Origin of the sequence: Fibrobacter sp. UWH4, from assembly GCF_900142475.1 — a bacterium.
GTDB lineage: Bacteria > Fibrobacterota > Fibrobacteria > Fibrobacterales > Fibrobacteraceae > Fibrobacter.
The window spans coordinates 283,269-297,878 of sequence record NZ_FRAY01000004.1; the positions used below are offsets into that span (position 1 = coordinate 283,269).

15 protein-coding genes and 1 tRNA gene are annotated in these 14,610 nt (G+C 50.6%); all 16 read right to left on the reverse strand.

The window, feature by feature from the left end; translation table 11 throughout:
• Positions 1–25: 25 nt before the first annotated feature.
• The gene (locus BUA93_RS09180; RefSeq protein WP_072978855.1) at positions 26–424 is read right to left on the reverse strand and encodes a hypothetical protein; all 399 of its coding nucleotides are present in this window, start codon (positions 422–424) and stop codon (positions 26–28) included.
• Positions 425–439: 15 nt separating this feature from the next.
• Positions 440–1,381 carry a fibro-slime domain-containing protein gene (locus tag BUA93_RS16765; RefSeq protein ID WP_371359303.1) on the reverse strand — a complete coding sequence of 314 codons (942 nt, stop codon included), beginning with the start codon at positions 1,379–1,381 and terminating at the stop codon, positions 440–442.
• A gap of 735 nt (positions 1,382–2,116) precedes the next feature.
• Positions 2,117–2,189 (reverse strand) — tRNA-Asn (locus BUA93_RS09190).
• 163 nt (positions 2,190–2,352) lie between these two features.
• Entirely contained in the window at positions 2,353–3,405 is a 1,053-nt protein-coding gene (locus BUA93_RS09195; RefSeq protein WP_254793922.1) for an RluA family pseudouridine synthase, read from the reverse strand.
• Between the two features lie 107 nt (positions 3,406–3,512).
• Positions 3,513–4,136 carry a nicotinate-nicotinamide nucleotide adenylyltransferase gene (locus tag BUA93_RS09200; protein WP_072978857.1) on the reverse strand — a complete coding sequence of 208 codons (624 nt, stop codon included), beginning with the start codon at positions 4,134–4,136 and terminating at the stop codon, positions 3,513–3,515.
• A gap of 12 nt (positions 4,137–4,148) precedes the next feature.
• Positions 4,149–4,709: a hypothetical protein gene (locus BUA93_RS09205; RefSeq protein WP_139257925.1), complete on the reverse strand. Its 561-nt coding sequence runs from the start codon at positions 4,707–4,709 to the stop codon at positions 4,149–4,151.
• Between the two features lie 7 nt (positions 4,710–4,716).
• Positions 4,717–5,124 (reverse strand): hypothetical protein, encoded by a 408-nt coding sequence (locus BUA93_RS09210; RefSeq protein WP_072978859.1) that lies wholly within the window; start codon positions 5,122–5,124, stop codon positions 4,717–4,719.
• 14 nt (positions 5,125–5,138) lie between these two features.
• Complete coding sequence (rsgA, locus tag BUA93_RS09215; protein ID WP_072978860.1) at positions 5,139–6,374, reverse strand: ribosome small subunit-dependent GTPase A; 1,236 nt, start codon at positions 6,372–6,374, stop codon at positions 5,139–5,141.
• A complete protein-coding gene (locus tag BUA93_RS09220; protein WP_139257926.1) occupies positions 6,367–6,660 on the reverse strand; it encodes a hypothetical protein in 294 nt (97 codons plus the stop codon). The genes rsgA and BUA93_RS09220 overlap by 8 nt, the downstream gene beginning before the upstream one ends.
• Positions 6,633–8,795, reverse strand: coding sequence for a cytochrome c biogenesis protein (locus tag BUA93_RS09225; protein ID WP_139257927.1), 2,163 nt, complete (start codon positions 8,793–8,795; stop codon positions 6,633–6,635). Before BUA93_RS09225 ends, BUA93_RS09220 begins: the two co-directional genes overlap by 28 nt.
• Positions 8,796–8,804: 9 nt before the next feature.
• A complete protein-coding gene (locus BUA93_RS09230; RefSeq protein WP_072978863.1) occupies positions 8,805–9,800 on the reverse strand; it encodes a metallophosphoesterase in 996 nt (331 codons plus the stop codon).
• Positions 9,797–11,095 carry an MgtC/SapB family protein gene (locus BUA93_RS09235; protein ID WP_072978864.1) on the reverse strand — a complete coding sequence of 433 codons (1,299 nt, stop codon included), beginning with the start codon at positions 11,093–11,095 and terminating at the stop codon, positions 9,797–9,799. Before BUA93_RS09235 ends, BUA93_RS09230 begins: the two co-directional genes overlap by 4 nt.
• A gap of 3 nt (positions 11,096–11,098) precedes the next feature.
• On the reverse strand, positions 11,099–12,847 hold the full coding sequence (locus tag BUA93_RS09240; RefSeq protein ID WP_072978865.1) for a GGDEF domain-containing protein: 1,749 nt from the start codon (positions 12,845–12,847) through the stop codon (positions 11,099–11,101).
• Positions 12,835–13,320, reverse strand: coding sequence for a dihydrofolate reductase (locus BUA93_RS09245; protein ID WP_072978866.1), 486 nt, complete (start codon positions 13,318–13,320; stop codon positions 12,835–12,837). Before BUA93_RS09245 ends, BUA93_RS09240 begins: the two co-directional genes overlap by 13 nt.
• Positions 13,321–13,355: 35 nt before the next feature.
• On the reverse strand, positions 13,356–14,168 hold the full coding sequence (locus BUA93_RS09250; protein WP_072978867.1) for a thymidylate synthase: 813 nt from the start codon (positions 14,166–14,168) through the stop codon (positions 13,356–13,358).
• Between the two features lie 117 nt (positions 14,169–14,285).
• Entirely contained in the window at positions 14,286–14,540 is a 255-nt protein-coding gene (locus tag BUA93_RS09255) for a hypothetical protein (protein WP_072978868.1), read from the reverse strand.
• Between the last annotated feature and the right edge of the window lie 70 nt (positions 14,541–14,610).

The following is a 14,610-nucleotide window of genomic DNA, read 5'->3' on the forward strand; positions in this document are numbered from 1 at the left end:
ATTCCGAATTCCGAATTCCGAATTATTATTCATTCACCTCGATAGCCAAATAACGCGGAGACTCATCGTCAAAGTATTCGTCCTCGACGGCACCGTCCCAGTTGCCTTCGAGCGGCACAAGTTTGAGCTTATGCTTGGCCTTCGCCTTGAACTCGCCCACGTTGCCCTTGGACTTGTCGGCCATCTTGTCTTTTACCTTGCCGCGGGCGATCAGCGGATTGTAGACACCCACCAGAACTTCCTTGGCATCGAGCGAACCCGATTCCACCTTGAGTACCTTGTACTTGAAAACATAAACGTAACTGTACAGGTCATTACTAGGCATCTTGCCCGGGATTTCGGTCAAACGGCCCTCGATAGAAATGGGATCGGCCACCGCAAAGGCGACCACGGCCAGCAAAATGAACATCAGCTTCTTGAGCATAGGGATTCCTCGTTGTTAAAAATTCAAGTGTAACACGGAGCCGTTCGCATGACGGTCGGCATAGAAAATATGCAAATGGTGCCAGGTGTCATCTTTCCAAGCGCCACCGTCTTCAATTTTTCCTTCGCAGTAAGCCTGCAACGGTTCATCCGCATGGCAGCCATGGCTATTTTTCGCAAGCAATTCCAAATCAACCATTCCCTGCTTCGCCAAATCTGAACCGCCCAGATCCAGGACCATTACGCCATCGACAAAAACCCACATATCGGCAAGCGAAGTAAACTCAAGAACCTTACCCGCTCCCTTCTTATACTTGAACGGAGCATACCCTACCATCGTAAAGCCGGAATTACGGAAATTGCGCAAACCAACATTCAAGTGCAAGGCAGTCATGGCAGCGTCGCCAACTCTCGGTCCTCCGGAAGTCAACCACTGCCTGCAAATCTGGGCAGAGCTCTCCCCTAGCCGGTCTGTCTGGGTCGCTGCATACATATAACGATAGGGAGGACAGTTAATTGTCAAGCTTTGCGGACCAAATTGGTTCTGGAACTGGGGATTCAACGACACCCAATTTCCCGTACTGGCGTCCACGGAATCCAGCGGATAGAAACCGCCGTTATTCCAGTCATACCAGAGCCCCATTGCCGACGAAGTTTCATTCGGCCCAAGCACCAGGGTGCCTTCGGAGCGCTTATTAAGTTCGTTGTCGGTAAACCACTGTTCAAAATACTTGTTGTCGCAAGCGGTGCGCGCCTTCGTGATAACCGGTTCACGCAAGTTCAGCTTTCCATCTTCGCCTTTCGCAAACGAAAGTCTCTGCTTGACCATGCCCGGCGTGATATAGACCTTCTGCGCCCAAATGTATGCATTGCAAATTTTATCGCAGCGACGGCCCTCGTCAGAATCAGTCCAACTGTCTGTCGCATCGGAACACAGTTCATGCGCAAAGCCTCGCATGGAGCTTCGCTGCTGACCATTGCACAAGCCAAATTCACCATACCAGACATAAGAAGACTGGTCCAGAACTTCGCTTATGTAATCGGGAGTCGAAAGCTTTGCGCCCGCCGCACTTGCAAGATCATGAGGATGCGCATTTGCCCCGACAGGAATGCCATATTGGGGCGTCGTGGAATTTCCGCAACCATAGGTGTCATAACCGGACGGAATCGCACGGCGTTCCAACCAGTCCGCATTATCCGCATAGCCAGGATAAATCCAGCTGTCAAGGCTATCATCCTCCATCTGGCTTTCATAGGCATACGACTGGAAATTTTCAAAGTCCGGGAATCCGGCTTCAAAATCGCGGATGACAACTTCCAGGGCCTTGATATCTTCACTCTGGGTTGAATCAGGATCGATCGATTCAATCTTGGACGAACTAGGTTCCGTCTCTACCGCCGAACTATCTTTAGATTCAGTCTCCGGATTATCCTTCGGTTCAGACTGATCATCAATTTGTGCTTTTTCTTCTTCGGGAGCAACCGGTTTCGAAGAATCCGAGGTATCGCAACCATAAAAAGCCACAGCCAGCATACCGGCTGCACAGAAACGGAAAATCTTGTTCATATATAACCCCATATCTCTTTTAAAAATAGCAACAATCAAACATGATGATGGAGTTGCGCAAGTGAAATTGCACTTATATGTTCAGGTATACGAAAAAGGTCCCGACTTTCATCGGAACCTTTTTCACTGCTTCACTTGGACTCGAACCAAGGACAACGCGATTAACAGTCGCGGGCTCTACCAACTGAGCTATGAAGCAATTTGCCTCTAACTTTCGTCAGATTTTTCGTCTTTGGGATTGCTCTCATCGACGGCACCAAATATAGATAATCAGGAAATTTCGTCAAGGGGTAAAGGCGAATTTTTTGCGTTTTTTTTGAAAAAAAACATTTTCGAAACGCTTTTTCGAAAAATCAGCCTTTTCATTTCGCCTTTTTGACAAGTTCCGCCATTTCTTCGGGGTAATCAAAACACTCAAAGGTGCGAGCATCCTTCCAATAAGGCAGCTGGATTTTTACCTTATAGGCATAGAGCATCTGCGAACGGCCGCCGAGGGCCGAAAGGTCTTCGGCGGAAAGGCCTTCTTCGGAATTGTCGACAGAGGGATCGCGGGACCAGGAGCGCGACATTTTCTCATAATAAATGCCGTCGAAACTGTAAAGGCGGTCGCCCAGAATCGGGAACCCGAGTTCCGCGAGATGAGCCCGAATCTGGTGTTTGCGGCCCGTCAAGAGTTCCGCTTCGACCACTGAATATTTAGACTCGCCAGCGACAGGTTGCGAAAGCTCCCCCACGCCCATTTTGCGGAACCGCGTATGGCAAGGCTTTCCGTCAGCAAAATGATGCATCCGGAGCCGCAAACGGTCTGCGGGGTCTTCGCGCAAAGGCATTGTACAGTCAACGACGCCAGAGCTGCGGTCATACGCAACTACGCCAGAACTGGCTTCAGGCAAGACGCCGGTGGAGTCAACACCGAAGTCCCCGCGGACAACCGCCATGTAGAATTTCTGCAGCAAGATACGATCCAGATTCTTCTGGAACCTGGCCGCCGATTCCGCGTACTTCGCAAACAACATCAGCCCACCCGTATCGCGGTCCAGGCGATGCATCGGAGTCGCTGTCTCGTAATCGGTTCCCCTACGCACGATTGCCGTAAACGTATTGTAGAAGATATGCCCCGTATGGTGTACCGGCACGCCCGCAGGCTTTGCCACCAGCATAAACTCATCGTCTTCGAAAACGACCTTAAAGTCCGTCGGCACTTCGGGCTCGGTGTAATTCGTTACGTGGTAAAGCACCTTGTCGCCACGGTGTATAACCGTCTCAAGGTTTGCCTCCGAACCGTTCACCGTCAAAAATCCGCCCGATATTTTTTCGCCCCACAATTCTCGACTATGGTAGGTAAAACGTTTGCAAAGAGAATCGAGCAACAGCCAGCCCTCATGCTCAGGCTGAACAACGCTCTCAAAAAACATATCAGAAGGAACCATAGGCAATTCAGATTTCAAAATTCGGAGCTTATTTTCTGTTTTCAAAATTCGAATTTCAGTATTGAAAATCATTCATAATTCCGAAATCCGAATCAATCTCTATACAGTCCTCGCTGCTTGATATACTCGTACACTTTCGGGTGGAGTCCCTTAGGTTCTTCGCCGCACAAGAGCGCCTTACGAATAGCCGTACTCGAATAGACGCCCTCGAAGCCCTGTTCCGGCCCAAGCCAAAACAAATTTGCATAGCCCTTCGCCTTGTGCGCCTCCATATCCGGCTTCGGATAACCGTTACGAGCAAAAACAATCAGTTCAATGTCGCGCAACAGCAAATGTCCATTATAATTGGTACCGAAAAAATGCATCGGGTCACGCCAATGCGGAATGCCTTCGTAGGTATCGGCACCCGTCAGCAGGCGAAAGTTGATGTCCGGGAATTTTTCCTTGAGTCCGCACAAGAATACGTACGATCCCCTGAAATCGCCCTGCTGAATTTCCAAGTCCGACAGAATCAGCCGCGGATCACCTTCCATGGCAAGTTCCAGCATGGCGAAACGATCTTCGGGGCTTGCGTTCAGTTTCTTGTCCCAGCGGTCGGGACTCGGCATAAACCAAACTTCGTCACAAAAGCCCTTTTCAAGACAGGTCTTCGCAACCCGAATATGATCCAAGTGAACAGGATCGAAAGCACCCCCTAAAACAGCAACATTCTTCATAACCATTTAATTTTAGAACACGTATGCGGCAAAGCCAATATTCATCTGCAATCGCCCGCCATGCACCTTCTTTTCCAGGAACGGATCATAGTGCGAAAGCACCCAACGGTAACCGACTTCGGCAAAGAGAAGCGTCTTCGAAAAAATATAGAGGAGTGAACCGAAACTGGCTCCCCATTCATTCCAGGCGACATCACCCAAGTCACTCAATTCCTTGACTCGCGAATAGGATCCCATCACATAGGCATTACCGAATATATGGGCGCCCAGTTCAAAATCCAATTCAGAATGGTCGATATCGTAATCCTTCTCGTCGTCGGATTCTTCACGGTAGCTGAATAAACCATACCCAACACGGAATACGCCAAGTCCAGGATACCAGACACCTACCATCGGTTCTATCTGACGAAGCCCTACGCCACGCTCGGAACCAACACCCGTTCCGGAACCAAAGCCAAGCGCGCCACCCACAATCAAGGGCGTACGGATTCCACCTAGCATCGAGCCTCCGCCTGCATCTTGAGCAAAAGCGAACGCACAGCACAAAAACAATAGCGCAAAGATTCTTTTCATATTATCCTCACGACACCGCAATCACGGCAACACCCAGTCCGACCAGGACATTCACCGCGGCATCCACCTTGGTCAACTTGAAAAATTTCGGACGAATGGCGTCTTCCCTGAAAATCTGCGAAATTTCAAAATGCGAAAGCAACATGGACACCGCCATTTTCGCAAGGACACCCGCAACAATCCAATAGGCAAAATCCGAAAGGTAAACTAGCGTCACAAATAAAAGCGACAACACGCCCGTCAGCAAGAAATTGGAACGGCGCACGGCCCCTTCATCGGATTCGTTCTGCAAGGCAAGCATCTTGAACACCTTTACTTTCTCGCAAATGGCTTCATAAGAGGTCAAAAGCTGGTGCAAGTTATACCCCACCATCACAATCGATGCGACCAAGGTAATCTTTACCGCAATATCCATCTATCCCCATTCCCCTAGTTTCTCGAATTCAAAATGCGCAGGTAACTTGCGTAACGAGCGCGGGAAAGTTTTCCCGATTCCACAGCAGCACGCACGGTGCAACCCGGTTCTTTCAGGTGTTTACAGTTGCTGTACTTGCAAGTAAACAGGTCACCCTCGAAAAAGCCCGGGAAAATCTTGGCGAGCGTTTCGCCATCCATATCGTCTTCACCATTCGACAGTCCGATGCTACGAATGCCCGGTGTATCAATGACGTAACCACCACCGGGAAAATCAAATAGGCTCGAAGAAGTCGTCGTATGCCGGCCCTTGCCGTCGCGTTCTCGCACTTCACCGGTTTCGAGTTCCGCTCCAGGCACAAGTGCATTCACCAGAGTTGACTTACCGACACCGCTCTGTCCACTGAATACCGAGGACTTTCCGATCAGTTCTTCGCGAAGCGTATCAAGCCCAACGCCGTTTTTTACACTCACGGGAATCACCTTGTCCACGATGCTCATGAAGTCGCGGATATCTTCGCTCAGGTCAGCCTCGCCGTTCGGCAACAAATCCATCTTGGTGAGCACCAGCACGAACGGCAAATTATTCAGATTTGCCGCGAGCAAAAAACGATCCATGAACCCGTAATTGAATTCGGGTTGCGTCACGCTCGCCACAATCACCACCTGATCGATATTGGCGGCCAAGGTCAACTTGCGCCTAAAACTGTCGCGGGGGCCGGGGCGCTTGAGTTCACTCTTTCGCGGAAGCACGCGCACCACGCAATACTTCTGCGAGCCAACGCCTTCGCCGCTATCTTCATCCTCGTTCACCTGTCCCAAAAGTACACGGTCGCCCACCGCAGGGAATTCCCCCAACGCCTTCGATGTCGTCGCACGGTACATGGCAGTAACAGTAGACGAAAGACAGTCGGAAGTAGGAAGTGAGGCCGCTTCGCTTTGAGGTCGGGCTTCGCCCTTTGGGGTTTGAGAATCAGGAAGGTTATCAAGTCGAACTTCGCAGGTGCGGCGGTGCACTTCGACCACCAGGCCCTCGACGCAGTCCTCTTCGCGAATTTTTTCAAGCGGGTCCTTGATTTTCTTGAGTCGGGGATTCTTGAATTCGCGGCTGAAACGTTCCTTGATGGGGCGTTCATCGACAACGCCTGATTCCATTTCACGCATCACGTCAATACGCCTGCTGCGGTGATCGCGGCGGGTCGGCCTTACGCGTCTAGGTTCGCGTTCGTCTTCGAATTCGCTATCAAGCATTGCGCTTTTTTTCTTTATCGTTTTTCTTGCAATTTAGAAAATCCGGCAAAGTTTCTTCGAGTTCTTCTTCCGAAACGGGCCTATCCTGACGAATGGATTCCATCAGGAAATGGATTGCCTTTAGGCGACCATTGCATTTTTCGATACAGTTATCGTAAAAACCCTTCGTCTTGTAGTCTCCTTCGACCACACGCTCGGACGCATACAGAAAATGTTCCACGCAAATCGAAAGTTGCTCGGCTTCCGCCCGCAAATCCACTAAGTTGCTCTTGGTAAAAAACGGCATAGAATAAAAATAGTAAATAAATCTACGCCCACAAAAACAGCGAGCCACATCACGGAGCCACTCTGGAAACCGTAACTATGAAGCCCTACTCCAAGCAGGTTGATTCCGAACCAGCAAAGGAAAGTGACGATGACATTGAAACAGTTCAACAACACAAAAACGCGCGCAGACACGATGCGGCCAGCACGCAAGTGAAGCGAAAGCATTGCCCACAGAATCACGAACAGGGCGCCACATTCCTTCGGATCAAAGCCCCAAAAACGACCCCATGCAAAATCGGCCCACACCCCGCCCAGAAGCGTACCGACAATAGTAAACACTGCCCCGAAAACGAGTGTTCCGTAAAGCAATGAATACAGCGGCGAACCTTTGGGCTGTTCCGCAGAGGGTAACGCCGCTGTGCCACGAGCAAGCACCAAGTGCGCCACCACACCCGACAAAATCATCCCCGCAAATCCAAGTGCAATCGTAAAAACATGAACCGTCAAAAAAACGGAGGAATTGAGTACCGCGGGAATCGGCTGAAAGGTATCGCCCGGTTCCAATACGAACTTCGCAAAAAACAGGAGCACCGACGCCATCAGAGTTACAGGCACCATCAGTGTATACGTGCGATTCTTGCAGAACAAAAACGCTCCCGTTTCAAACGCCATCAGAATTAACGACACCATCAGCACGATTTCGTACAAACTAGACATCGGAGGACGTGCGGCTACATAAGCGCGCATGGCAAACAGGGCTAGCAAGACAGCGGATGTCATCATACAAGTCATATTAGCAGCCACATCTAATTTTCGAGACTTGTAAAGCGTATTGACCGACGCCAAAATGCACGCAAGCAAGGCAAATACAAAGCTCCACAGAGTCAGTTTTAGCCAATGATACGCCACTTCGGCTTTCAGACGGTGCGGATTCACCGACAAAGCGGCGGGCGTATTCCTGGTCACAATCGAAAACGCGGAACGGTCCGACACCGACTCATACAAGCGCACATTAGAATACAGCCGTTTCATTTCAAGTGTCGCCGGATGTTCGTCGTTACGGCTCGCATAAAGTTGCAACATATCTCGCACCGCATTCAATTCGGCATAACTCACGTAGCGTTTTTCTAAAGGCAATTGCAGCGCCTCGGACACATCGCCGCGAAGCACCTTGAACAGCGCCAGATGTTTGGCTTTTTCCGGAGCATTTACAAGCAACAGCGCCACTTCCCTCGCCGAAAGTTTCCCTTCGCACGCATCCGCCTCGCGACACTTATAAGTCGTCTTTCCACTTAAATCATCCAGAAATCCGCGTGCAAAGGAATCAAAGGGCCGTACCGCGGAATCCACCAGGACCGGCGCCGTCGCCGAAAGCCCCTCCCCCACCGGAATCGGACGCACCGATGCCTGCGCTTTCATCGGAAGCGTTGCCACCAGTACGGCAAAGAACGGCAAAAGTTTCAGCACCCGTGCAGAAGCCTTTCCGCCTCGCACCTTAACGGTATAATGAAAAACAGCCCCAAGCAAAAATAGAGCCATAAATGCATACGGTACAAAATGCAACGGGTCGTAATAAACCTTGTACATCGAGATGACCTTATCCTCCGACATTCGGAAGTCCCCCCGGAAATGCACATAGTAGGGCCACCCTTCTAGCAGAACGGATTCATCCAGATTTACGGGCTCTGCGCCCAAGCTGTCGTTCGCCGCATAGAACAGGACTTTCGCCCCGGACGCCCCCCAATTGGCGCGTTCAACCGATTCCAACGAAAAAGTTTCAAACCCATTATATTCCCGCTTGATTTCACTACCGACAACACCGCCGACTAGCAATACCAACAAAGCGAGATGCATCATCCAAAGTCCCGCATTTTTGAATCCGCGGGGCATGCGACACATAAGCGAAGCAACCAGATTCACAGCCGCCAACAAGGCAAGTCCCTTGAAGGCAGGCAGCGGAATCACTCCCAACATCCAGATGAAATAGCTATCGAAAAAGCGATCTATCGCTACCGACGCCGAAAGCCCAGACGCCTCCGCATTCGCCTGCGCCAGCACCCCCCAGAACGTGAGTACCAGAAACGCCACAAGGACCGCGGCCGTTACCCTCAGCGACGCAATCTTTCTTAAAGATTCACTCGTCTTTCGTCTCACGTTCCTCGTCTAAATAGCCTCCACCCATACAAACTTACTTTCGTCCAGTCGCTGCTCCCCGTCAAAGCGGTAAGCCGCCAACCGGCCATCGCCACGGTAACCCGCCACGCTGAAATCAAGGCAGCAAACGTTGTCCCGAATCAGCTTCGGGATTCCAGTCAACCAATAATGTCCAAAAAAGACCGGGCGCTCCCCTTCTCCGTAAAAATTCCGAGCCTGCACCTCTGACGGAACCTCTTCCTTCACGTCCATCGATACACCCGGCTGGAAACTAAGTTCGCGGAAGCTCGCCTTTTTAGGATCTAGCCACCAGGCAATTCGCGTCTTGACTCGTCTTACGCCTTCGGCATCGGTAAAGTATTCACCTTTGGGCAAATACATCTCGGGACCTTTCAAAACGGTACTCATCGGATTGAACAGACTATCTTCGAATTCATAATCCTCGTCGTTTGCCCGGGCAATCAGTTCGTCAAAATTTCCATCGGCAAAGCTGCCTATACCTTCGCGACGCAACATCGCGATTGCATCAGCATCGAAACAGGCATGTTGCGCCCTGAACGATTCCGTTTCAAGATACAACGGCAGAGTCTTTATGAAATCCATCGCGTCCAGAAATTCCTGCTTTCGCCCGACAAAATCCGCAACAGTCCGCGAATGAATTGCGACCTTGTTGAAGCTGTGTTCACGCAAGAAGCCGTCCTTAAATCGGCTTAGAAAATGGCCGCCGCCCGCTCCGTTCCTTTGCCAGAACGAGAGCATATTGAACTCGTGGTTTCCCATCAGGGCCACTGCCGCACCCGCATCGCGCATTGCACGCACCAGGTTCAGTGTTTCACGCACCTTGGGGCCACGGTCCACATAGTCGCCCAGGAACACCACCGAACGCGCGCCGCCCGGATAACGAAAGGCTCCAGCCGATTCAACGTAACCGAGCTTTTTTAGCAGGACACGAAGTTCATCGCAATGTCCGTGAATATCTCCAATAAAATCAAGTGACTTCGTCATACGCAAGTCATATAATATGCAATCAAGCCGCCCGTTACCGCACAAATCAGCACCACTGCCGGAATAATCGGCCGACGCATCGACTTAGCTCCTAGCACGCAAACCAGGACGCCCTTGGTAATCGTATTGGCAAGGCTAGCAAACAACAGGGCAAGCACAAGTTCACGCACGGCAAGCCCCGACTTTAAATTCATATCGATTACGGAGAACGCCACCGCGTCCATCTCGGCGGCACCGCCCAGAAAGCTACATGCCAGCAAGGCACCCGAGCCCAGGTAAACGCGGGCCGCATTCGCAACAAACATGACGCAGGTAAAAATCACGCCGAACTTGATGGCAGGCAACAGCTTGAAAGGATTCGTAAAGTCCGCCGACTTTTGCCGATGGTCGCGAAATTCCCTCGCCTTAAGGTAGAGTGCATATCCCAGCGCCGGTACCACCGGAAGCAACAGGGGCAACAGCAGGGGTTTGGCAAGAGCGCTACTCAAGAAGATACATATCAGATAAAGACGCGCATACATTACCGCCCAACTCAAGACAATTCCGAGCGTAAAGTCCGAAGCGTAATCCTCGTTTTCGCGGCTGCGTCCTGCCAGATTGAGTGTAAGCGCCGTACTGCTCGCAAGCCCGCCCAGCAAACCCGTGAGCCAGATTCCCTTGCCCGGCCCCACAAGTTTAATCAGGCCATACCCCACAAAGCCGATTCCCGAAATGAACACCACGAACAACCATATGGAGCGCGGGTTCAGGACTTCAAGACCGGGAGGGCCATAGGACTGGTTCGGCAGGAAAGGCAAAACGAGAGCCGTTATCACAGCAAACTTTACAATCGCAATGATATCTTCTTTCGAAAGCTTTTGAGCGAAGGCATGCAGCTGTTCCTTCGCCGAAAGCACCCAGAGCATCACGACGACAATCACGCAAGATTCAAGCAAGCGGCCATACCAGCAAATTCCGCCCAACAGATACACGATAATAACGGCAACGCTTGTCGTAATACCATTTTTCCCTGTAGGAAGTCCGTCAGCGGTGCGCCTGCCAAGGGCAAACGAAATGTGCGAAGCGAACAACAATAGCGCCATCACTACTAATCCAGCCACAAAGGGAGCGACACCACCCATCTGGTCCGAAAGTAGCGCCGCCATGGCCCCTGCGAGTCCGACCAAGGTAAACGTGCGAACCCCGGCCGGATGCCTATCCGACTGGTCAAAATAAGTATGTTCGCGCTGCAAGCCTATAATCAGGCCAATGCCTATGGCTGCCGCCAAACGATAAAAAACATTAAAATCAAGCATACCCTATTTTCTCACCAGGTTCGACTTCATCTCCGATTTCATGGCGTACATACGTTCGTCCGCCAGATCATACACATACTCAGACTCAAACCGTCCGTTCCGCTTTTCCGCAGAATGCTTATCCGCCAGTTCATGTCTGAAAGCAATTCCGTAGGCCACTTCTAGGGGAACAGGCAACTCGGACCCGCGCTTTTTCTGGAGTTTCGCCATCTTGGCCAAGGCCTGGTCCATTTCGGCATGGTGTTCGCTACGGACAACCGTTATAAATTCGTCACCGCCCAGTCGAATGGCGGTCCCGATTCCCTCAAAGGCTTCCTTGAGCGCCTGCGCAAAGGCCTTGATTAGGGCATCTCCCATACCGTGCCCGTAATTGTCGTTCACATATTTCAAACCGTTCAAGTCAATGCTCATGATAGCATAGTCACTGTTTCCCCTGTCGAGCACCTCGAAAATCTGCTTACACTTGGCCCGATTGAAAAGTCCTGTCAGGGAATCCAGATACGCGATGTTCGCCAACAAATCGCGTTCAGCCTTGTGAGACTGCAGGCGAGACAAATGAACAATGAAACTGACCATCAGCAACAATACGAAGAAGAACGTTCCCATCGGTAAAAGCGAATTATCACTGAGAATATGTCCAAACATTTCCGTTTGATTAATCTTGTACCGTACAAGTTCCAGCATGGCAAAACCGACAAAGACAAAACACCCCACAGCGAAAATTTTCCCGGACATATCCATGCGCCTATTGTAAATCGCTCCGCACGCAATAAGCGCGATAACGGCCAAGCCTACATAAACATGGAAAATCCAAAGAGTTCTTGAAAAATGGACAATATCCATAAAGTGAAGGGTTGACAAAGCAACGAAAACAAGAATGCCAATCGCATTGATTTCTATCAGTACATACCACTTCCAGCGCAGGATTTTTCCTTTACGCATCCGAACAAGCAAAAAGCTGAAGGGAATCGCGGAAAACAGGAGCGAGACATATTCAAGCGACGTGTTGAACGCCAGGTTCATCGAAAAAATCTGCACCAGTTTCGTATAACACAAGGTCCACAGGCCGAGCGAAAAAGAAAGCAGGCCTATCATCAGCAACCTGAAATAAGACGCCCCGTAAATAGAGGCGCACGCCCCGATAGTGGCCGACAAGGCCCCGAATACAACAAGAAACAAGCCGAATACTAGCGAAGAAAAACGGGTCGCGTTAAAGTCGCTGTTCGCCTCCCAGGGAGTAAGGAGTTCAAATTTCGGCGCATAAAGAGGCATGTCGTTTTCACTTTCTACAAAAACAAAGCGAACGGCACAGTTGGTATCGCAAACCATCGGATAAAAATAATGGTATCCGCTTCCGACCAGCGTCCCTTTTTCAAAGTCGCTTTTCCCGTACGAATACAGCATTATATCGTCTTGGTAAATTTCAATCAGCTTATGATAAGTAAGAAAGCGAACCACAAGAGGATGACCGGGCGGCAATTCGTTCTGAACAAAAATACTATCACCGCGTTGCAAAACAACATTGTTTTTCTGCACGGCGGACGAACCGTTATAGGTAAAGCCCCCGCTTTTATAAGAAACAACCCAGTCGTGTTGCGGAGAATATGTTTCGCTGGCGGCCCCCTGTTTGACAACGATCTCAAAAAAAATCTGGAACAGCGCCACGACAAAAATCGCCACGGCACCTGCTATAAACAGCTTTTTCGTATTGATGGTCATCGGCATAAGAGTCACCTCTCTTAGCGCTCCCATACCTCGAAAATCGTCGGGTAGTCGTTCTTTTCGTCGGCGTCAAATTTTTCTTCGCTCACCTTATGCCAGCCGTCGCCCCATTCGGGGAACAGCACGTCACCTTCGACATCGGCGAGGACTCGCGTCACATAAAGTTTCTGCACCAGGGGCATCGCCTCGCGGTAGACCGCCGCGCCACCAATGATAAAGCATTCTGTTTCGTGGGCGGCGCGAGCCGATTCAATCGCCTGCGAAAGATTGCTGCAAACGATGCAGCCCGGAGCCTCGAACGCCGCATTGCGCGTCAGCACGTAATTGGTGCGGTTCGGAAGCGGGCGTCCGATATCATCGTAATTCTTACGGCCAAGCACAATCGAATGCCCCGTCGTAATCGCCTTGAACCGCTTGAGATCGGCGGACAGGTGCCACGGCAAGTGTCCGTCGCGTCCAATGACGTTATTCTGAGAAATTGCGACTATTGCAGAAATCAACATAAGACACTCCGAATTCTGAATTTCGAAATCCGAACTTAAACCGCAATGGGAGCCTTGATGGTCGGCCACGGGTCGTAATCCACGAGCTCAAAGTCCTCGAACTTGAACTCGAAGAGATCCTTGATTTCGGGATTCAACTTCATGGTCGGCAACTTGCGCGGCGTACGAGAAAGCTGTTCCTTCACCTGGTCAAAATGGTTAGAATAAATATGCGTATCACCTAACGTATGGATGAACTCACCCGGTTCGTAGTCACAAACCTGGCAAAGCATCAAAGTCAAAAGGGCGTAAGAAGCGATATTGAAAGGAACACCGAGGAAAGTATCGGCGCTGCGCTGGTACAGCTGGCAGCTGAGCTTGCGCTTGCCCGAAGCCCCTACACCGCCCACGTAGAATTGGAACAGGCAATGGCAAGGCGGCAACGCCATCTTGTCGACTTCGGCAACGTTCCAGGCACATACCAAGTGACGACGCGAATCGGGATTGTTCTTGAGGCTATTCACCAGATTCTTGATCTGGTCGATATGTCCACCGTCGGGAGTCGGCCAGCTACGCCACTGATGTCCATAAACAGGTCCCAGATCGCCGTTTTCGTCAGCCCATTCGTCCCAAATAGTCACCTTGTTGTCGTGCAGGTACTTGATGTTCGTATCACCCTTCAAAAACCACAGCAGTTCATGGATAATCGAGCGAAGGTGAAGCTTTTTCGTCGTCAGGCAAGGGAAACCCTTGGAAAGGTCGTAGCGGCACTGGCGTCCAAACACGGAGCGCGTTCCCGTACCGGTACGGTCGGAGCGATCCACCCCGTTTTCCATAATATCTTTGAGCAGGTCTAGGTATTGTTGCATGTTTCTAATTTAATAAAAAAAGTAGGAAGTAGGAAGTTGGAAGTAGGAAGTTTACAGTGACTAGTCGTTGAAGGGTCTTAATTGCGGCAAAGTCGCCTAACCATCCCTGTCTACTGCCTACTGTTTACTGTCTACTTCTCCAAATATCTCCACGCGCTTGTACTGTTTCACCTTTTTGTCTTCGGTAACGGCATTCTGCAACAGATACTTGTTCAGCGCCTGCAGAATCAGGTCCTGAGTATGTTTCGGAACAGGCTTCTTGCCGAGGCGCGCCTTCTGCACCATCTTGTGGTTCAAATTGGCCGGGAACATTTCCACGAGGTCATGGTTCGATGCATTGAGAGACTGGAGAATTTCGTCGAGTTTGGTCATAGAGGAGTAGGAAGTAGACAGTGGTTAGTTGTTCGTATCTAAAATAGAAAAAGTCCCCGGCGGTATGCCA

What these genes read in the sequence shown, in the direction of transcription:
- BUA93_RS09180 (WP_072978855.1), bottom strand. Translation starts at nt 424, where the DNA reads ATGCTCAAGAAGCTGATGTTCATTTTGCTGGCCGTGGTCGCCTTTGCG.
- BUA93_RS16765 (WP_371359303.1), bottom strand. Translation starts at nt 1,381, where the DNA reads ATGCGAGGCTTTGCGCATGAACTGTGTTCCGATGCGACAGACAGTTGG.
- BUA93_RS09195 (WP_254793922.1), bottom strand. Translation starts at nt 3,405, where the DNA reads ATGTTTTTTGAGAGCGTTGTTCAGCCTGAGCATGAGGGCTGGCTGTTG.
- BUA93_RS09200 (WP_072978857.1), bottom strand. Translation starts at nt 4,136, where the DNA reads ATGAAGAATGTTGCTGTTTTAGGGGGTGCTTTCGATCCTGTTCACTTG.
- BUA93_RS09205 (WP_139257925.1), bottom strand. Translation starts at nt 4,709, where the DNA reads ATGAAAAGAATCTTTGCGCTATTGTTTTTGTGCTGTGCGTTCGCTTTT.
- BUA93_RS09210 (WP_072978859.1), bottom strand. Translation starts at nt 5,124, where the DNA reads ATGGATATTGCGGTAAAGATTACCTTGGTCGCATCGATTGTGATGGTG.
- rsgA (WP_072978860.1), bottom strand. Translation starts at nt 6,374, where the DNA reads ATGCTTGATAGCGAATTCGAAGACGAACGCGAACCTAGACGCGTAAGG.
- BUA93_RS09220 (WP_139257926.1), bottom strand. Translation starts at nt 6,660, where the DNA reads ATGCCGTTTTTTACCAAGAGCAACTTAGTGGATTTGCGGGCGGAAGCC.
- BUA93_RS09230 (WP_072978863.1), bottom strand. Translation starts at nt 9,800, where the DNA reads ATGACGAAGTCACTTGATTTTATTGGAGATATTCACGGACATTGCGAT.
- BUA93_RS09235 (WP_072978864.1), bottom strand. Translation starts at nt 11,095, where the DNA reads ATGCTTGATTTTAATGTTTTTTATCGTTTGGCGGCAGCCATAGGCATT.
- BUA93_RS09240 (WP_072978865.1), bottom strand. Translation starts at nt 12,847, where the DNA reads ATGGGAGCGCTAAGAGAGGTGACTCTTATGCCGATGACCATCAATACG.
- BUA93_RS09245 (WP_072978866.1), bottom strand. Translation starts at nt 13,320, where the DNA reads ATGTTGATTTCTGCAATAGTCGCAATTTCTCAGAATAACGTCATTGGA.
- BUA93_RS09250 (WP_072978867.1), bottom strand. Translation starts at nt 14,168, where the DNA reads ATGCAACAATACCTAGACCTGCTCAAAGATATTATGGAAAACGGGGTG.
- BUA93_RS09255 (WP_072978868.1), bottom strand. Translation starts at nt 14,540, where the DNA reads ATGACCAAACTCGACGAAATTCTCCAGTCTCTCAATGCATCGAACCAT.